Source organism: Streptomyces sp. CMB-StM0423 (assembly GCF_002847285.1).
Taxonomy (GTDB): domain Bacteria; phylum Actinomycetota; class Actinomycetes; order Streptomycetales; family Streptomycetaceae; genus Streptomyces.
Genome location: NZ_CP025407.1, coordinates 1161170 through 1178962 on the forward strand (window position 1 = coordinate 1161170; position 17793 = coordinate 1178962).

A 17793-nucleotide genomic window follows, 5' to 3' on the forward strand; every position below is an offset into this window, starting at 1 on the left:
ACGACCCTTCATTGCGTCGAGGATTTACGCGAAGTGTGGTGCTGGATAAGGACGGCGGCGACGATGATCGCGCCCTTGGCGATCTTCTGTACGTCGCTTTGCACGTTGTTGAGCGCGAAGAGGTTGGTAATGGTGGTGAAGACGACCACGCCCAGCACGGAGCCGATGATGGTGCCCCGGCCGCCGCTGAGCAGGGTGCCGCCGATGATCGCGGCCGCGATGGCGTCCAGTTCGTACAGGTTGCCGTTCGTGTTCTGGCCGGAGCCCGCGAGCACGATGAGCATGAACGCCGCGATGCCGCAGCAGAGCCCGGACAGGGCGTACAGCAGCAGGCGCTGCCGCTTGATGTCGATGCCGGCGAGCCGGGCGGCCTCGGGGTTGCCGCCGACCGCCACGGTGCGGCGGCCGAAGGTGGTGCGGTTGAGCAGCACCCAGCCCAGGGCGGAGACGCCGAGGAAAATGAGCACCAGGTACGGGATGCCGAGGATGCGGGCGTCCGCGTTCCCGAGGTCCAGCACCCCCTGTACCTCGACGATCTGCGTCTGGCCGTCGCTCATCTGCTCGGCGAAGCCGCGCGCGGAGGCGAGCATGGCCAGCGTGGCGATGAACGGCACGAGGCTGCCGTACGCGATGAGCACGCCGTTGACCAGGCCGCAGCCTATGCCCACGGCTATGGCGCAGAAGAGCATGCCCGTCAGGCCGTAGTCCTGCGTGGCCTGCGTCGTCGCCCAGACCGAGGCGAGGGCGACGATGGCGCCGACCGACAGGTCGATGCCGCCGCCGATGATGACCAGCGTCACGCCGATGGTCACCACGCCGATCGCCGACGACTGGGTGAGGATCAGCCGGAAGTTGTCGACGTCCAGGAACTGGTCGGGTTTGGTGAGGGCGCCGACCACGACCAGCAGGCCGAGCACGCCGACCAGCGCCAGGAGTCTGAAGTCCAGACGGCTGTGCCAGGCGGCGGCGTTGCCGTTCCCCCTCGGCTTCTCCGGCGCCGGGGCGGAGAGCGAGTCCGATTTGCTCAACACTTACGAGGTCCCTTCCATGACGAGGTCGAGCACCCGGTGCTCGTCGAGATCCCGGGCCGGGGCGGTGTGCACGACCTGGCCCTCGCGGAGTACGAGGACCCGGTCGGCGAGGCCGAGGACCTCGGGGAGTTCGCTGGAGACGAGCAGGACCGCGACGCCTTCGTCGGCGAGCCTGCGGATGAGCGCGTACAACTCGGCGCGGGCGCCGACGTCCACGCCGCGGGTGGGCTCGTCCAGCAGCAGCACCCGGCAGTCGCGCAGCAGCCAGCGCGCGAGCACGGCCTTCTGCTGGTTGCCGCCGGAGAGCGTGCGGACGGGGGCGTCGGGGTTGTCGGGACGCAGCGAGAGGTCGCGTACGGCCTGCCGCGCCGCGGACCGCTCCCCCGACCGGTCCAGCCAGCCGCCGGTGGAGAAGCGGGTGAGCGAGGAGATGGAGACGTTGCGGCTGACGGACTCCGTCATCAGCAGCGCCTGCGACTTGCGCTCCTCGGGAGCCAGCCCGATGCCCGCCTTGACGGCGGCGGTGACGCTCCCGGGGCGCAGCGGGCGGCCGTCGACCAGCACCCGGCCGGCGGTCGGCTTGCGGGCGCCGAAGACGGTCTCCAGGATCTCCGAGCGGCCGGAGCCGACCAGGCCCGCGAGCCCGACGATCTCGCCGGGGGCCAGCCTGAGGTCCACGGGTGCGAACTCGCCCTCCCTGGCGAGCCCTTCGAGGGTGAGGACGGGATCCTTGCCCGCGACCGGCGCCTCGGGCCGCTGGGGGAAGACGTGCGCGACGTTGCGGCCGGTCATCAGGGTGACGATCTCGTTGGTCGACGTGCTCTGCGCGGGCAGCCCGCGGGCGACGGCGCGGCCGTCCTTGAGCACGGTGACGCGGTCGCCTATCCGGCGGATCTCCTCCAGCCGGTGGGAGATGTAGATGACGGCGACGCCCTGCCCGGTGAGGTCGGCGACGATCCGGAAGAGGTTGTCGACCTCGTCGGGGTCGAGCGCGGCGGACGGCTCGTCCATGACGATGAGCTTCACGTCGTGGGAGAGCGCCCGGGCCATGGAGACGACCTGCTGGCCGGCGGCGGAGAGGTCGCCGACGATGGTGGACGCGGAGATCTCCGGGTGGCCGAGCCGGGCCAGCAGGTCCTGGGCGGCGGTGTGCGCCTCGCGGGCCTTGATGAACCCGCCGGAGGAGCGCTCGTGGCCGAGGAAGACGTTCTCCGCCACCGACAGGTGCATCACCAGGTCGAGTTCCTGGTAGATGGTGGCGATGCCCAGCCGCATGGCGGCGACGGGCGACTTCAGCGCGGTCTCGTCGCCCTGCCAGACGATGGTGCCCTCGTCGGGCTGGTGGGCGCCGGCCAGGACCTTGATGAGGGTGGACTTGCCGGCGCCGTTCTGGCCGAGCAGGCAGTGCACCTCGCCGGCCACGACGTCGAGGTCGACGCCGTCGAGCGCGCGGACGCCGGGGAAGGACTTGGTGATCCCCGTCATGGTGAGCAGGGGTGTGGCGGGGGTGGGCGGCGTATCTGACGTAGGCGCCATGTACGGATCTCCTCGGCGGTGCTCCGACTGCGGCTGCGCAGGGGCAGGTTGGGCAGGGCGGAGCGCAAACGGGCGGGTTCACCGGGCGGTGCGGGTGATGCGGTGCGGGTGGTCGGAGGGCAGCGGCGTGGTGCGGGGGCCTCAGCGGGTGGTGCCGCGGTCGGCCGGGGGTGCTGCGGGAGTTGCGCGGTGGTGCGGGTGGTGCTGCTGGTGCCTGTGGTGCTGGAGCGGTGCGTGGGTCGTACCGGGTGATGCGCGGGTGGTGCGTGGGTTGGGCCTGGGGTGGTGCGGGCCTTACGGGTGGTACGCGGATGTCCGCGCCCGGCGTCAGGCGGGCGAGAACAGGTGGTCGCTGGTGAGCCGGGCGGCGCCGATCACGCCCGCGGTGGGGCCCAGTTCGCCGAGCACGATGGGCAGGTTGCCGGTCGCCAGGGGCAGCGACTGGCGGTAGACCTGGGTGCGGATGGCGGCGAGGAGCGTGTGACCGAGGCCGGTGACGCCGCCGCCGATGACCACGAGCCCGGGGTTGAAGAAGCTGACCAGTCCTGCGATGACCTGGCCGGTACGGGTGCCACCCTCGCGGATGAGGTCGAGCGCGACCGCGTCGCCCGCAGTCGCCGCCACGGCGACGTCCCTGGCCTCCAGCCCGCCGGTCTCCTCCAGCCTGGCGGCCAATTGCGCGGAACGGCCCTCGCGGGCGGCGTTCTCGGCGTCCCGGGCGAGGGCGGAACCGCCGAAGTACGCCTCCAGGCAGCCGCGGTTACCGCAGGCGCACGGGCGCCCGTCCACCTCCACCTGGATGTGGCCGATGTCGCCGGCGCTGCCGTTCGTCCCGCGGTAGACCTCGCCGCCGACGAGGATGCCGCAGCCGATGCCGGTGCCGATCTTGACGTAGAGGAAGTCCCGTACGGCACGGGCGACACCGGCGTGCTGCTCGCCCTGGGCCATGATGTTCACGTCGTTGTCGACCATGACCGGGCAGCCCAGCTCCTGGCTGAGCGCCTCACGGACCGGGAAGCCGTCCCAGCCGGGCATGATCGGCGGCGCGACCGGCACACCCTCGGGGAAGCGGACGGGACCCGGGACGCCGATGCCGGCGCCGTCGAAGCCCTCCGCCACCCCGGAGGCGCGGAGCTTGGCCGCCATCGCCAGCGCCTGCTCGAAGACCGCGACCGGGCCCTCGCGCACGTCCATGGGCTGGGTCAGATGACCGAGCACCTCCAGCTCCGCGTTGGTGACCGCCACGTCGATGGAGGTGGCGCCGATGTCGACGCCGAGGAAGCGCAGCGAGGGCGCGAGGCGGATGTTGTGCGACCTGCGTCCGCCCCGGGAGGCGGCGAGGCCGTCGGCGACCACGAGCCCGGTCTGCAGCAGCCGGTCGATCTCGACCGCCAGCTTGGACCTGGACAGTTCCACCTGGTCGCCGAGCTGCGCCCGGGAGTTCGGCCCGCCGTCACGCAGCAGACGGAGCAGTCGCGCCTGGTGCGCGTTCGCGGGCCGAGCTGTCATGCGCCTCACGCCACTCCTCCCCGGCCTCGCGTACGTCGTTCTCGTACGCCGTTGTCGGCATTCCAGGGGGAACGTAGCAGTGCTTCGCCACTGAGGGAAGAAGTTCTGCAGGAATCGGTATCTACTTTCTCCATCATCAGGACAAAGATGAGGTCGCGGTCGGCCGCGTACGCTGACCGGCATGGGTCGGGTGACGGTGCGGCGTCCGGTGGTGCGGGTGCGTGGGGGGCGGGTGGACCGGCGGGTGGACACGCTGGTGGCGGAGGAGCCGCTGGAGATCCGGCTGGGGGGCCGGGCGCTGGCGATCACGATGCGGACGCCGGGTGACGACTTCGCGCTGGCGGCGGGGTTCCTCGTGAGCGAGGGGGTGGTGGCCGGGGGCGGGGAACTGGCCGGGATCACGTACTGCGCGGGGGCGGTGGACGGTGCGGAGGGCGGGAACACGTACAACATCGTGGATGTGCGGCTGGCCGCGGGAGTGGCGGTGCCGGACGTCTCGCTGGAGCGGAACGTCTATACGACGTCGTCGTGCGGGCTGTGCGGGAAGGCGAGCCTGGACGCGGTCCGTACGACGGCACGCTGGCCCCTCGCCGGCGGCGGTATGCGACTCACGCCGGAGACCCTGGCCGCGCTGCCCGGTCGACTGCGGGCGGGGCAGCGGGTCTTCGACCGCACCGGAGGGCTGCACGCCGCCGCGCTGTTCACCTCTGACGGTGACCTGATCGACCTGCGCGAGGACGTGGGCCGCCACAACGCCGTCGACAAGCTGGTCGGCCGCGCCCTGCAACAGGACCGCCTCCCGCTCTCCGGCACCGTGCTGATGGTCTCGGGCAGGGCCTCCTTCGAGCTGGCACAGAAAGCCGCGATGGCCGGCATCCCCGTCCTGGCCGCCGTTTCCGCACCCTCCTCCCTGGCCGTCGACCTCGCCGCCGAAACCGGCATGACCCTGGTCGGCTTCCTGCGCGGGGACACCATGAACGTGTACGCAGGCGAACACCGCATCGCACTCTGACGCGCAGAGGCGGCGGCGGGTAGACAGTGTCCACCTCCGTGGTAGACACTGTCCACCATGACCGCGGACACCCGCGCGCGCCTCCTGGAGGCCGCGCTCGAACTGCTCGACGAGCGAGGCGTCGACGCCCTCACCCTGCGCGCCATCGCCCGGCGCTGCGGCGTCTCGCACGGCGCCCCGCTCAAGCACTTCCCGCACCGCGCGGCGCTGCTGTCGGCCGTCGCCACCCAGGGCTTCCGCGAGTTGCAGGACTGGGCGGGCGAGGCGCTGGCGAAGCTGCCGCCGGACGCGAGCCCGGCCCGGCGGCTGCGTACGGGCACGCGCGCGTACGTGGAGTACGCCGTGGCCCGGCCCGGGATGTTCGCGCTGATGTTCCGCCGCGACCTGCTCGACCCGCACGACCGCGAGCTGGGCCGCGCCTCCCTCGGCGGCTTCGAGAACCTCGTCCGCCTCGTCGAGGCCCGGCAGTCCGAGGGCTGGCGGGCGGACGCGGACCCGCGGCTGCTCACCGGCGCGCTGTGGTCCGCCATGCACGGCACCGCCGAGCTGTGGTCCTGGGGCTCCCTGCCGCTGGCCACCGGCGCGGCGACCATCGACGACGTACTCGACGGCCTCTGCGAGGCGTTCGAGATCGGCCCACCCACCGCACGACGAAAGCGAACCACGCCATGACCACCACCCCTCCCCCGGACTTCGACCGGGAGACCGCCGTCCACGCGCGCCCGGGCGAGCCCGGTACGTACGACGCGGACCTGCCCGGCGCGTGGAAGGTCGGCCAGGGCATCAACGGCGGCGTGCTGCTCGCGGTCACCGCCCGCGCGCTGGCGGCCGAACTCGGCACCCCCCGCGACGACCGCCCCGGCCACCCGGACCCGCTGTCGGTCTCCGCGTACTACCTCTCCACGGCCACCGCGGGTCCTGCGGTCGTCCGCACCGAGACCATCCGGCGCGGCAACTCCGTCTCCCACGGCGGCGCGGAACTCCTCCAGCAGGAGGATCCCGCCGCCCCGGCCCCCGGCTGCGCGTCCTGGCGGCCTACGGCAGCCTCGCCGACCAGCCCGACGACGTCAGGACCTCCGCGAAGCCCCCGGCGCTGGCGCCGGTGGAGCAGTGCATAGGCAGTGGCGCGGCCCCGCCGGAGTTCCTGGCGGAGTCCCCGATGCTCACCCGCGCCGACCTGCGCCTGGACCCGTCCTGCGTGGGCTGGGCGGTCGGCGCGCCGTCGGGCCGAGGCGAGATGAAGGGCTGGTTCCGCCTGCCGGAGGACCGGGACCCGGACGCGATGCTGCTGCTGATGGCGGTGGACGTCCTCCCCCCGGTGAGCTTCGACCTGGGCGTGATCGGCTGGGCCCCGACGCTGGAACTGACGGCCCACCTACGCGCAAGCCCGGCACCGGGCTGGCTCCGGGTGATCCACACGACCCGCAACGTCGCGGGCGGCCACATGGAGGAGGACGCCGAAATCTGGGACTCCACCGACCGCCTGGTAGCCCAGTCCCGCCAACTGGCCCGCTTCCCCCGGCAGTCCTGACGGACAAGCGTGGCGCCCAGGCGCGCCGAGCGTCACCGAACGCCTGTTTGCAGTGGTGGGCTATGTCGTCGACCGCGACGGGCGCAGCGAGGAAACGGACTGGGACGGAGTCGTTCCCGGGAGCAACGAGCGCATCGGCGAAGGGCCGGGACATTCGCCGTCCGGGAACCGGTTGCCGCTCGGCACCCGCAGTTGGCCGGGGCGGCGGGGATGTCGTATCCGCCGCTCGTCGTGTTCGCCCGGAACATTTCGGCCGGTGATTCGCCGGGCTGAGACCCTCGCGGCCGTGGCGCGCCGGATCCGCCCGCCGCCCCCGCCGATCCGGCGCGGCGGGGTGTGGGGGGTGTGGGGGTGGTGGTACGGATGGCGTCGTGGCGTGGTTTTCGTTTGAGGGGTACTGGCTGAGCCGGCTGGTTTTCCAGCGTGGGCTCGCCCTGCTGTACGTCGTCGCCTTCGTCGCCGCGGCGCGGCAGTTCCGGCCGCTCATCGGTGCCCGCGGCATGCTGCCCGTGCCGCGGTTCACCGCGCGGGTGCCGTTCCGGCAGGCGCCGAGTCTGTTTCAGGTGCGGTACTCCGACCGGCTTTTCGCCGGGGTCGCCTGGGGCGGCGCCGTCGTGGCGGCCGCCGTGGCCGGTGGGGCGGCGGATGCGGTGCCGTTGTGGGGGTCGATGCTGCTGTGGGCGGTGCTGTGGGCGCTGTACCTGTCGATCGTCAACGTCGGGCAGACGTGGTATTCCTTCGGCTGGGAGTCACTGCTGCTGGAGGCCGGGTTCCTCGCGGTCTTCCTCGGCAACGACACCGTCGGGCCGCCCGTGCTGGTGCTCTTCCTGCTGCGCTGGCTGCTCTTCCGGGTCGAGTTCGGCGCCGGGCTGATCAAGATGCGCGGCGACCGGTGCTGGCGCAAGCTGACCTGCCTCTACTACCACCACGAGACCCAGCCGATGCCCGGGCCGCTGAGCTGGTTCTTCCACCATCTGCCCCGGCCCCTGCACCGCGTCGAGGCCGCCGCCAACCACGTCGCCCAACTCGGGCTGCCCGTACTGCTGTTCACGCCGCAGCCGGTCGCCGGCTTCGCCGCCGCCGCCATCGTCGTCACCCAGCTCTGGCTGGTGCTCTCCGGCAACTTCGCCTGGCTCAACTGGATCACCATCCTCATCGCCCTCACCGCGATCGACGGGCAGCTCGTCGCCGACCACACCCCGCTGCCCGGCCCGCCCGAGTTCGGCGCCACGCCCATCTGGTTCAACGTCGTCGTCTTCGCCGCGACCGCCCTCGTGCTCGCGCTGAGCTGGTGGCCCGCCCGCAACCTGATCTCCCGGCGGCAGCGCATGAACGCCTCGTTCAACTCCCTCCACCTCGTCAACACCTACGGCGCCTTCGGCAGCATCACCCGCGTACGGCACGAGATCGTCATCGAGGGCACGGCGGACCCCCGGCCCACCGAGGCGAGCGAGTGGCGGGAGTACGGGTTCAAGGGCAAGCCCGGCGATCCGCGGCGGCTGCCGCGGCAGTTCGCGCCGTACCATCTGCGGCTCGACTGGCTGATGTGGTTCGCGGCGCTCTCCCCCGCGTACGCGGAGCGGTGGTTCGGCCCCTTCCTGCTGCGCCTGCTCGACGGCGACCGCGACACCCTGCGGCTGCTGGCCCACAACCCCTTCCCCGACACCCCGCCCGGCAGCGTCCGCGCGCGGCTGTTCCGGTACGAGTACACCGACTGGGAAGAGCTGCGCCGCACCCGGGCGTGGTGGCGGCGGGAGTTCGTACGCGAGTACGCCCCGCCCGTGACCGCCCGGGAGCGGAGCGGCCTCAGCCCGTGAGCCGCTGCAGCCCCACCACCCGCAGCAGCTCCAGCCGCTGGTACGACTCGCTGCCCGGCCGCGCCGTGTAGACCACCAGCCGCTGGTCGTGCTCCGGGTTCAGCAGCACCTCGCAGTCCAGCTCCAGCAGCCCCACCACCGGGTGCACGAACCGCTTGACCTCCCGGCGCCGCACCGCCACGTCGTGCGCCTCCCACAGCGCCGCGAACTCCGCGCTGCGCGCCCGCAGCCGCCGTACCAGCCCGGCCACCCGGGCGTCGTCCGGCCGCCGGGCGACGGTGGCCCGCAGGTCGGCGACGGCGCGGCGGGCGACGTCGTCGCGGTCCTCCGGCGGGATCAGCGCGCGTCCTTCCGGCTCCGTGAAGAACCGCCAGACGATGTTGCGCCCGTCCCCGGCGCGGTCGGCGGTGTCCCCGGACAGCGCCCGCGACAGGGCGTTCTGCGCCAGCACGTCGCCGCAGTCGGCGAGCACCTGCGCCGGGGTGTCGGTGAGCCGGTCGAGGATCAGCAGCAGCCCCGGGCGGACGTGCGCCCCCGCGCCGCGGGCGCGCGGCGGCTCCTCGCCCGCCAGGTGGAAGAGGTGGTCGCGCTCGTCGTCGCCGAGGCGCAGCCCGCGGGCGACGGCGGCGAGCATCTGGCGCGACGGGCGGGAGCCGCGGGCCTGTTCGAGCCGGGTGTAGTGGTCGGCGGACATCCCGGCGAGCTGCGCGACCTCCTCGCGCCGCAGGCCCGGCGTGCGGCGCCGCGCCCCGGGCGGCAGGCCGACGTCCGCGGGGGTGAGCCGCGCGCGGCTGCGGCGCAGGAAGTCGGCCAGCTCCGTTCTGTCCATGCCCACCAAGGGTGCCGCAGCGGTGCGCCCGCAGCCAGGGACCGCCCGTCCCCGGATGAAGCCGTCTCTCCCGCCGCGGGCACGCCGGCCGCAGGGTGGCGGGGACATCGGCGTACGAGGAGCGGAGTGACCATGAGCGTGCTGGTGACGGGAGCGACGGGGGCGGTCGGGCAGCGGTTCGTACCGCGGCTGCTGCAGTGGGCGGGCGGCGAGGAGGTGCGGCTCCTGGTGCGCGACGCCGGGCGGGCCGCGCCGCTCGCCGGGCGCGGCGCCCGCCTCGTCGTCGGCGATCTGCGCGACCCCGGCGACCTGCGCCGGGCGCTGGCCGGGGTACGGGACGTGGTGCACGTCGCCGCGGCGTTCCGGGACGTGCCGGACGAGGAGGCGTACGCCGTGAACCGCGACGCGACGCTCGCACTCGGCGCCGAGGCGGCCGCGGCGGGCGTGCGCCGCTTCGTCTTCACCAGCACCAATCTCGTCTACGGCGCCGGCCGCGGCCGCCCCGCCGTGGAGACCGACGAGCCCCGCGGGGACGGCCCGCTGGCCGGCGCGTACCCGCGGTCGAAGACCGCCGCCGAGCAGGGCCTGCTCGAACTCCACCGGGACCGCGGCCTCGACGTGCGCATCGCCCGGCTGGCGTTCGTCTACGGCGAGGGCGACGGCCACCTGGAGGCGTCGCTGCGCTGGACCCCGCACATGGCCGCGCACCAGCGGGTCCAGATGGTGCACCAGGCGGACGTCGCCCGGGCGCTGTGGCGGGTGCTGAGCGCTCCCGGCCTCGCCGGGCGGGTCTACAACGTCGCCGACGACGCGCCGGTCAGCGCGCTGGAGCTGCTGCACCTGGTCGGCGCGCCGGTGCCGGAGGGGATGGCGGAGCGGACATCGGACGACCCGTGGCACGGGGTGGTCTCGAACGCGCGGATCCGCGCGGAGCTGGGCTTCCGGCCGGTGTATCCGTCGCTGTGGACGGCCCTTGACGCCGGGGCGCTGTAGAGGGCGCCGCGAGAGCAGCGGGGCCCGGTCCGTACGCCGCCGCCACCCGCGGCGTACGGACCGGGCCCGCACACTTTCCCCGTCCCCGCCCCGCGCCCGCGCGCGCCGCGCCATGCTGGACTCGCCACCCCTTTCCCGCCGGCCGGGCGACGTGCGCCCCTCGCAGAGGTTCCGTGCAGAGGTGATGGAGGACCGCAGATCAGCGGCCTCCTCGGGTACGGTCGCCGCGCCGGGCGCCCCACCGTCTGAGGAGAGAAAAGCGTTGCGCGAGTTCACCGTGCCTCCCCTGGCAGACGCACAGAAGTCGGGGGGGCTGGCGGACGCGGTCTTCCAGCGGGCCGCGCAGGATCCCGGGCAGATCGCCTTCGCCCGCAAGGTCGACGGCGAGTGGCGGGACGTGACGATAGGGGCCTTCCGCGACGAGGTGCTCGGCCTCGCCAAGGGGCTGCTGGCAGCGGGGCTGCGGTTCGGCGACCGGGTGGGGATCATGTGCAGGACCCGGTACGAGTGGACCCAACTGGACTTCGCCCTCTGGTCGATCGGTGCCCAGGCCGTGCCCGTCTACCCGACCTCCGCCCCCGACCAGGCGTACTGGATGCTGCACGACGCCGGCGCCGTGGCCTGCGTGGTCGAGAGCGCGGACCACGCGATGACCGTCGGCTCGGTGATCGACAAGCTGCCCGGGCTCAAGCTGCTCTGGCAGATCGACGAGGGCGCCATCGACGAGCTGACCGCCGCCGGTGCGCACCTCGACGACGACGTGGTGGAGCGGCACCGCCTCGCCGTCACCCCGGACTCCCCCGCCACCGTGATCTACACCTCCGGCACCACCGGCCGGCCGCGCGGCTGCGAGCTGACCCACGCCAACTTCATGGCCGAGGCCGACAACATCCTGCTGCGCTACGAGGCCCTCTTCCGCCCGTACCAGGGCGAGCCCGCCGCGACCCTGCTCTTCCTCCCCCTCGCGCACGTCTTCGGCCGGATGATCCAGGTCACCGCGGTCCGCGGCGGGGTCAAGCTCGGCCACCAGCCGGACCCGTCGGCGCCGGTGCTGCTCGCGGACCTCAAGGCGTTCCGGCCCAGCCTCATCCTGGCCGTACCGCACATCTTCGAGAAGATCTACGCCGCCGCCCGCCGCAAGGCCGAGACCGAGGGCCGGCTGGCGGTCTTCGACAAGGCCGCCGACGTCGCCGTCCGGCACGCCCGGGCCCGCGAGGATTCCTCCTTCGACGCGGGCCGGGGGCCCAGCCCGGCGCTGCGGGTGGAGCACCAGGTGTTCGACAAGCTGGTGTACGCCAAGATGCGCGCGGCACTCGGCGGCCGGACCCGCTTCGTGTTCTCCGGCGGCTCGGCGATGCAGCGCCGGCTCGGGCTGTTCTTCGCCGGCGCGGGCATCACGGTCATCGAGGGCTACGGCCTGACGGAGACCACCGCCGCCGCGGTCGCCAACCCGCCCGAGCGCCCCCGCTACGGCACCGTCGGCATCCCCATCCCCGGCATCACCGTCTACATCGCCCCCGACGACGAGGTCTGGCTGCACGGCCCGCAGGTCTTCAGCGGCTACATCGGCGACCGGCCGGGCGCCGCGCACGCGCTGCGCGACGGCTGGCTGGCCACCGGCGACCTGGGCAGCCTCGACGAGGACGGCTACCTGACCATCACCGGCAGGAAGAAGGAACTGCTGGTGACGTCGAACGGCAAGAGCGTCTCGCCGGTGCCGCTGGAGGAGCGGGTGCGGGCGCACCCGCTGGTCTCGCAGTGCCTGGCGGTCGGCAACGACCGGCCGTACGTCGCGGCGCTGGTCACCCTGGACCCGGACGGCGTGGCGCACTGGCAGCTCATGCGCGGCCGGCCGTCGATGACCCCGTCCGAGCTGGTCAGGGACGGGGAGCTGGAGGCCGAGATCCGGCGGGCGGTGGTCGCGGCCAACACCCAGGTGTCACCGCCGGAGTCGATCCGGACGTTCCGGATCCTGGCCGTGCAGTTCACCGAGGAGCACGGGCTGGTGACGCCGTCGCTGAAGCTGAAGCGGAGGGCGATCGAGAAGGCGTACGCGAACGAGGTCGAGGCTCTTTACCAGACGTAGGCCCGGTCCGGATGCTGATCGAGGGAATGCCACGGCGGCCGATCGCGGTTAGCGTCGGGAGGGCGAACCGCCTGTACGAACTTTTCGACGAAGAGGGATACATCCCACGTGAGCAACGTTCCGACCATCACCCTCAACAACGGCGTCGCGATGCCGCAACTCGGCTTCGGCGTCTGGCAGGTGCCCGACGCGGAGGCCGAGACCGCGGTGCGCACCGCGCTCGACGCCGGTTACCGGAGCATCGACACCGCCGCCGTCTACGGGAACGAGGCGGGCACGGGCAAGGCCCTGACCGGGTCCGGTCTCCCGCGCGAGGAGCTGTTCGTCACCACCAAGCTGTGGAACTCCGACCAGGGCTACGACGCCGCCCTGCGCGCGTTCGACGACTCGCTGCGCCGGCTGGGCCTGGACCACGTCGACCTGTACCTGATCCACTGGCCGGCGCCGGCCAAGGACAAGTACCCGGAGACCTGGCGGGCCCTGGAGAAGATCTACGCGGACGGGCGGGCCCGCGCCATCGGCGTCTCCAACTTCCAGCCCGCCCATCTGCAGCGGATCCTGGACGAGGGCACCGTCGTGCCGGTGCTGAACCAGGTCGAGCTGCACCCGGACTTCGCCCAGGCCGACGTGCGCGCCTTCCACGCCGCGCACGGCATCGCCACCGAGGCGTGGTCGCCGCTGGGCCAGGGCAAGGGGCTGCTGGACGAGCCGGTGCTGCGGGAGCTGGGCGAGAAGCACGGCCGCAGCCCGGCGCAGGTCGCGCTGCGCTGGCATCTGCAACTGGGCAACGTGGTCATCCCCAAGTCCGTCACCCCGTCGCGGATCCGGGAGAACATCGACGTCTTCGGCTTCGAGCTGGACGACGCCGACATGGCCGCCGTCGCGGGCCTGGACGCGGGCAACCGCATCGGCGACAACCCCGACGACGTGAACTGACGCGCCCCGCCCGCAGGCCGCCGGTCGTCCCGCTCGGAACCGTTGCACCCGCAACCGCGTCTGAGGGGGCGACCGGAAGTCGATCATCGAGGGGGACTCAGATGGCTGCACGGGCCGGACGTGAGCTCGACTGGGACGGCTGTTTCAACGTACGCGACCTCGGCGGGCTGCCCGCGGCCGGCGGCCGCCGCACCCGGCCCGGCGCGCTGGTGCGCGCCGACAACCTGGACGGGCTGACCGAGGCGGGCTGGGCCGCCGTCGCGGACCACGGGGTCCGCACGGTGATCGACCTGCGCAACGCCATCGACCACCGGCCCCGGCTGCCGCGCCCGGAGGGCATCGGGCTGGTCCGGGTGCCCGTGGACGAGCTGGCGGGGAACGTGCGCTGGTGGCGCGAGTGGGGCCACCTCGAAGGGACCCCGCTGACCTGGGCGGCCTATCTGGAGTACGTCCCGAAGGTGGCGGCGTCCGTCGTCCGCGAAGTCGCGGCGGCCCCGCCGGGCGGCGTCGTGGTGCACTGCACCGCCGGCCGGGACCGCACCGGCTTCGCCTCGTTCGTGCTGCTGACGCTCGCCGGGGTGGCGGCGGCCGACATCGCCGCCGACTACCTGCTCAGCGGGCCCAACCACCGGCGGGCCGCGGCCGCCCTGGGCCACCCGGACCAGACGCTGGAGATCGCCGAGATCCAGACCCGCTCGGGCCGTACCGCCACGCAGGTCGTCACCGACACGCACGCGACCTTCGACGCGGCGGCGTACCTCACCAAGGCCGGGCTGCCGGATTCGGCGGTCGCCGCGGCCCGGGAGCGGCTGCTCGCCCCGGGGTGAGGCGGTGGCCGGGCGCGTCAGCTCGCGCCGTGCTCCGGGGCGACGGCCTCGATCCGGCGGGCGAGGTCGAAGTCCAGCTCGGTGACCCGGCCGCCCACGCTGTGGGTGTTGACGGCGACATCGAGGGTGTTGTACCCGAGCGTGAGCATCGCGTGGTGCCCCAGCTCCTCCTGGATGCGGGAGACGTCCGCGACCATCGCCGCGGCGGGCGGGTGCGCGTCGAAGCGGTACGTGCGCGACAGCAGCTCCCCCTCGGCCACCGACCAGCCAGGCAGCCGGGCGAGCCGGTCCTCGGTGTCCTGCGGGGAAAGCGGTTCGACGGCCATGCGAGGGGCTCCGTTCGCGGCGGGGCGGTTCCCGGCCGACAGTACCCCGCGGGGCTCGGTTACCGTCGATGACATGACGACCCCCGGTCTCCCCGTCACCCCAGGTACGCCGGCCGGCGGCACGCCCCGTACGGGCGGCCCCGACGACGGCGCCGCCACCGCGGGCGCCCTGCTGCGCAACTGGCGGGAGCGCCGCGGGCTGAGCCAATTGGAGCTGGCGCTGCGCGCGGACTCCTCGGCGCGCCACATCAGCTTCGTCGAGACCGGCAGGTCGCGGCCGAGCCGGGCGATGGTGCTCAAGCTCGCCGAGCACCTGGACATGCCCGTACGCGAACGGAACGCGCTGCTGCTCGCCGCCGGCTACGCGCCGCACTACCCCGAGACGCCGCTGGACGACCCGGCGATGGCCGAGCTGCGCCAGGGCGTCGAGCAGCTCGTCGCCGCGCACGAGCCGTTCCCCGCGGTGGTGGTGGACGGCGCGTACAACGTGGTGGCCGCCAACCGCGGCATCCTGCTGGTCCTGGACGAGGTGCCGGAGGAACTGCTGCGCCCGCCGCTGAACGCGATGCGGCTGACGCTGCACCCCGACGGGCTGGCGAAGAAGATCCGCAACCTGCCGCAGTGGCGCGCCCATCTGCTGCACCAGATGGACCGCCAGCTCTCGCTGGTGCGCTCGCCCGCGCTGAAGGAGCTGTACGACGAGGTGGCGGCCTATCCGCTCCCGCCGGAGGCGGGCGACGAGGAGGTCGGGGAAGTCGGCGGCCGGGCCCCGTTCGCGCTGCCGCTGCGGGTCGCGCACGACGGCCATCTGCTGTCGTTCGTCTCCACCATCTCGACCTTCAACACGCCCATGGACGTGACGGTTTCGGAGCTGGCGCTGGAGACGCTGCTGCCCGCGGATCCGGAGACGACGAAGTACCTGCGCCAGCAGCTCGGCTCCTGACTTACCCGATCGGCTCCGGGCGGTTCCCACCCACAAGCTTTCATAAACCTTTAGTAGGGCTTTATTTGACGGAAGGTCCGCCGTCACGCAAGATCGGCGTGAACTGCCGGTCCCTTCCAGCGCGCCGGCGCCCGAAGGGAGCCCCCGTCATGGCCAGCCGTCGCGAAGTCCTTGCCACCTCCGCGGTCGCGGTCGGCGCGACCGCCTTACCGCTGTCCGCCGGCGCCCCCAACGCCCGCGCTGCGGTCGCCGACCCCGACCCGACCCGGCCGCCGGGCCGCGGCCCGAACGTCGTCCTGATCGTCCTCGACGACCTGGGGTACGGCGATCTCGGCTGCTACGGCTCGGAGTTGATCGACACCCCGCACCTGGACCGGCTCGCCCGCCAGGGCACCCGCTTCACCCAGGGCTACTCCGGCGCCCCCGTGTGCAGCCCGTCCCGCGCCGCGCTGCTCACCGGCCGCGTGCCGCCGCGCACCGGCGTGCGCAAGGTGCTCAGCCGGGACGACTCGCAGGGCCTGCGGGCCGCGGAGAAGACGCTCCCCGGCTATCTGCGGGCCGCGGGCTACCACACGGCCGCCATCGGCAAGTGGCACCTCGGCCGGCTCGACGAGAACCACCCGTCGCGGCACGGCTTCGACTCGTACTTCGGCGTCGACGCGATGTTCTCCGAGGACTCGTACCCCACCGAGATCTGGCGCGACGGCGCCCCGGTGGGGACCCTGCGCGACGACGCCGGCCTGGCGACGCTGACGCGGCGGTTCACCGACGAGGCGATCGACGTGATCGACCGCGCCGGGAAGCGGCCGTTCTTCATCTACCTCGCCGAGACCATGCCCCACCTCCCGCTCGCCGTCGAGCCCGAGTTCGAGGGCCGCTCCCGCGGCGGGCTCTACGGCGACGCCATCGAATCCGTCGACCACCACCTCGGCCGCCTCTTCCGCGCCCTGGCGGACCGCGGGCTGGAGCGGGACACGCTGGTCATCGTCGCCAGCGACAACGGCCCCTGGTTCGAGGGCTCCACGGGCGGGCTGCGCGGCCGCAAGTCCGGCTGCTACGAGGGCGGGGTGCGGGTGCCGTTCCTCATGCGCTGGACGGGCACCGTCCCGCGCGGCCGGGAGTCGCACCAGGTGGTCTCGTTCCTCGACGTGCTGCCGACGCTCTGCGGCCTCGCCGGCGTGGTGCCGGACCCCGGGGTGCGGCTCGACGGCACCGACCTGCGCACGGTGCTGCGCGGCGAGCGGCTGCGCGAGCGCCCGCCGGTACCGTTCTTCCTCGGCCGGCACGCGGCGGCGGTACGCGACGGCCGCTGGAAGCTGCACGTCCGCCGGGCCGGGCGGAACCAGCGCTTCCTGCCCGAGCTGTTCGACCTGGAGGCAGATCCGCGCGAGGTGGCGAACGTGGCCGCGCGCCGGCCCGAGGTCACCGAGCGGCTGCGCAAGTACCTGGCCGCGCTGGAGGAGGAGGTGGCTTCCGAGCGCCGCCCGGCGGTGGCGCTCACCGCGAAACCCCCGCTGTTCGCGGGCCGGGCCAACACGCTGCGGGTACGGCTGTCGCGCGCGCTGCGGCCGGACGGCGGCGGCAAGGTCAAGGTCTCGGTGACGGTCGCGGTGCCGGAGGGCTGGACGGCGACGACCGTGCGGAAGGCCGTCGACCTGACCGCCGCCCCGGTGGTCGGGATCGACGTCACCCCGCCGCCCTCCGCCGGCGCCCCCGCCGGGCGGCTGCGCGGCCACCGGCTCACGCCCCGGGTCGTCGTCGACGGCCGGACCGTGACCGGCGCCGACGTGCAGGTGCACGCCGTGCCGCACGGCCGCGACGCGGCCCTCGCGCTCGACGCGGGACCCGAAGGACGCCCGGCGCTGCCCTCGTACCGCCATCTGACCCCCGCCACCGCCTGGGACCGGGCCGCCGGGTTCGGCTGGGTCTCCGCGCCGCCGCAGTCCCGCGCCCACGCGGGACCCGACCCGCTGCGCCGCGGCGTGGTCCGCGACCGGTCGGCGGCGGTGCTGCGGCTGCGGCTGGCCGCGGGCCGGCGGCGGATCTCGCTGCTGCGCGGCGACGACAAGCGGCCCACGCACGGTTTCTCGGTGGCGGCGGACGGCGAGACGGTGATCGAGCCCGGCCCGCGGCTGCCCGCGGGGGCGTACCGCTGGGAGGAGTTCATCCTCGACGGCGGCCCCGAAGGGCGGACGATCGAGCTGGGGCTGACCGGCACCGGGGGCAACCGGTGGACGCTCGTGGCGCTGGTGGTGCACTGACCCGGCCGCGCCGCGGCCCGTACCCCGGCGCATCCCGTGGCGGCTCAACGCGGCCGCCCCGCCGCTGACTTGCCCGAATGGCGCCGGGAAATCCCCTCCCGCACGCCTTCATAAACCTGTAATACGCTCTTATTTGACGCAGGGGCCGCCGAAGTC

14 protein-coding genes and 1 pseudogene are annotated in these 17793 nt (G+C 73.5%); 10 read left to right on the forward strand and 5 right to left on the reverse strand.

The features are described 5' to 3' along the window. Positions 1 to 8 precede the first annotated feature (8 nt). From CXR04_RS04880 to CXR04_RS04890, 3 genes are all read right to left on the reverse strand, one after another. Positions 9 to 1031: an ABC transporter permease gene (locus CXR04_RS04880; RefSeq protein WP_101420656.1), complete on the reverse strand. Its 1023-nt coding sequence runs from the start codon at positions 1029 to 1031 to the stop codon at positions 9 to 11. Then, positions 1032 to 2567 (reverse strand): sugar ABC transporter ATP-binding protein, encoded by a 1536-nt coding sequence (locus CXR04_RS04885; RefSeq protein ID WP_101420657.1) that lies wholly within the window; start codon positions 2565 to 2567, stop codon positions 1032 to 1034. It lies immediately after the preceding gene. A gap of 327 nt (positions 2568 to 2894) precedes the next feature. Continuing rightward, complete coding sequence (locus CXR04_RS04890; protein WP_101420658.1) at positions 2895 to 4076, reverse strand: ROK family transcriptional regulator; 1182 nt, start codon at positions 4074 to 4076, stop codon at positions 2895 to 2897. A 181-nt stretch (positions 4077 to 4257) separates the two neighbouring features. Between CXR04_RS04890 and fdhD the strand changes: the two genes are divergently transcribed. The 4 genes and pseudogenes from fdhD (at position 4258) to CXR04_RS04910 (ending at position 8436) form a co-directional block, all read left to right on the forward strand. Then, the gene (gene fdhD / locus CXR04_RS04895) at positions 4258 to 5088 is read left to right on the forward strand and encodes a formate dehydrogenase accessory sulfurtransferase FdhD (RefSeq protein ID WP_101420659.1); all 831 of its coding nucleotides are present in this window, start codon (positions 4258 to 4260) and stop codon (positions 5086 to 5088) included. Between the two features lie 57 nt (positions 5089 to 5145). Next, positions 5146 to 5760, forward strand: a complete 615-nt coding sequence (locus tag CXR04_RS04900; RefSeq protein WP_101420660.1) for a TetR/AcrR family transcriptional regulator — start codon at positions 5146 to 5148, stop codon at positions 5758 to 5760. Then, positions 5757 to 6619, forward strand: a pseudogene (locus CXR04_RS04905) (thioesterase family protein). Before CXR04_RS04900 ends, CXR04_RS04905 begins: the two are co-directional and overlap by 4 nt. A 371-nt stretch (positions 6620 to 6990) precedes the next feature. Continuing rightward, on the forward strand, positions 6991 to 8436 hold the full coding sequence (locus CXR04_RS04910; protein ID WP_101420661.1) for a lipase maturation factor family protein: 1446 nt from the start codon (positions 6991 to 6993) through the stop codon (positions 8434 to 8436). On the opposite strand, the gene CXR04_RS04915 is transcribed toward CXR04_RS04910, so the two are convergent. Then, positions 8426 to 9265, reverse strand: a complete 840-nt coding sequence (locus CXR04_RS04915) for a helix-turn-helix transcriptional regulator (RefSeq protein WP_101426194.1) — start codon at positions 9263 to 9265, stop codon at positions 8426 to 8428. The two genes, CXR04_RS04910 and CXR04_RS04915, sit on opposite strands and share 11 nt — an antisense overlap. A gap of 132 nt (positions 9266 to 9397) precedes the next feature. Here CXR04_RS04915 and CXR04_RS04920 point away from each other — a divergent pair, with 132 nt between their 5' ends. The 4 genes from CXR04_RS04920 (at position 9398) to CXR04_RS04935 (ending at position 14107) form a co-directional block, all read left to right on the forward strand. Continuing rightward, the gene (locus CXR04_RS04920) at positions 9398 to 10258 is read left to right on the forward strand and encodes an NAD-dependent epimerase/dehydratase family protein (protein WP_101426195.1); all 861 of its coding nucleotides are present in this window, start codon (positions 9398 to 9400) and stop codon (positions 10256 to 10258) included. A gap of 262 nt (positions 10259 to 10520) precedes the next feature. Continuing rightward, complete coding sequence (locus tag CXR04_RS04925; RefSeq protein ID WP_101420662.1) at positions 10521 to 12344, forward strand: AMP-dependent synthetase/ligase; 1824 nt, start codon at positions 10521 to 10523, stop codon at positions 12342 to 12344. A gap of 108 nt (positions 12345 to 12452) precedes the next feature. Beyond that, positions 12453 to 13280: an aldo/keto reductase gene (locus CXR04_RS04930; protein ID WP_101420663.1), complete on the forward strand. Its 828-nt coding sequence runs from the start codon at positions 12453 to 12455 to the stop codon at positions 13278 to 13280. A gap of 101 nt (positions 13281 to 13381) precedes the next feature. Next, a complete protein-coding gene (locus CXR04_RS04935) occupies positions 13382 to 14107 on the forward strand; it encodes a tyrosine-protein phosphatase (protein WP_101420664.1) in 726 nt (241 codons plus the stop codon). Positions 14108 to 14124: 17 nt separating this feature from the next. On the opposite strand, the gene CXR04_RS04940 is transcribed toward CXR04_RS04935, so the two are convergent. Continuing rightward, positions 14125 to 14433 (reverse strand): 4a-hydroxytetrahydrobiopterin dehydratase, encoded by a 309-nt coding sequence (locus CXR04_RS04940; RefSeq protein WP_101420665.1) that lies wholly within the window; start codon positions 14431 to 14433, stop codon positions 14125 to 14127. A gap of 73 nt (positions 14434 to 14506) precedes the next feature. Between CXR04_RS04940 and CXR04_RS04945 the strand changes: the two genes are divergently transcribed. Beyond that, entirely contained in the window at positions 14507 to 15376 is an 870-nt protein-coding gene (locus CXR04_RS04945) for a helix-turn-helix domain-containing protein (protein WP_101420666.1), read from the forward strand. A gap of 149 nt (positions 15377 to 15525) precedes the next feature. Further along, complete coding sequence (locus tag CXR04_RS04950; protein WP_101420667.1) at positions 15526 to 17637, forward strand: sulfatase family protein; 2112 nt, start codon at positions 15526 to 15528, stop codon at positions 17635 to 17637. Positions 17638 to 17793 lie beyond the last annotated feature (156 nt).

Excerpts from the sequence above, each read along its gene's own strand:
- CXR04_RS04900 (WP_101420660.1), top strand. The coding sequence starts at position 5,146 with ATGACCGCGGACACCCGCGCGCGCCTCCTGGAGGCCGCGCTCGAACTG.
- CXR04_RS04915 (WP_101426194.1), bottom strand. The coding sequence starts at position 9,265 with ATGGACAGAACGGAGCTGGCCGACTTCCTGCGCCGCAGCCGCGCGCGG.
- CXR04_RS04950 (WP_101420667.1), top strand. The coding sequence starts at position 15,526 with ATGGCCAGCCGTCGCGAAGTCCTTGCCACCTCCGCGGTCGCGGTCGGC.
- CXR04_RS04940 (WP_101420665.1), bottom strand. The coding sequence starts at position 14,433 with ATGGCCGTCGAACCGCTTTCCCCGCAGGACACCGAGGACCGGCTCGCC.
- CXR04_RS04885 (WP_101420657.1), bottom strand. The coding sequence starts at position 2,567 with ATGGCGCCTACGTCAGATACGCCGCCCACCCCCGCCACACCCCTGCTC.
- CXR04_RS04945 (WP_101420666.1), top strand. The coding sequence starts at position 14,507 with ATGACGACCCCCGGTCTCCCCGTCACCCCAGGTACGCCGGCCGGCGGC.
- fdhD (WP_101420659.1), top strand. The coding sequence starts at position 4,258 with ATGGGTCGGGTGACGGTGCGGCGTCCGGTGGTGCGGGTGCGTGGGGGG.
- CXR04_RS04935 (WP_101420664.1), top strand. The coding sequence starts at position 13,382 with ATGGCTGCACGGGCCGGACGTGAGCTCGACTGGGACGGCTGTTTCAAC.
- CXR04_RS04890 (WP_101420658.1), bottom strand. The coding sequence starts at position 4,076 with ATGACAGCTCGGCCCGCGAACGCGCACCAGGCGCGACTGCTCCGTCTG.
- CXR04_RS04920 (WP_101426195.1), top strand. The coding sequence starts at position 9,398 with ATGAGCGTGCTGGTGACGGGAGCGACGGGGGCGGTCGGGCAGCGGTTC.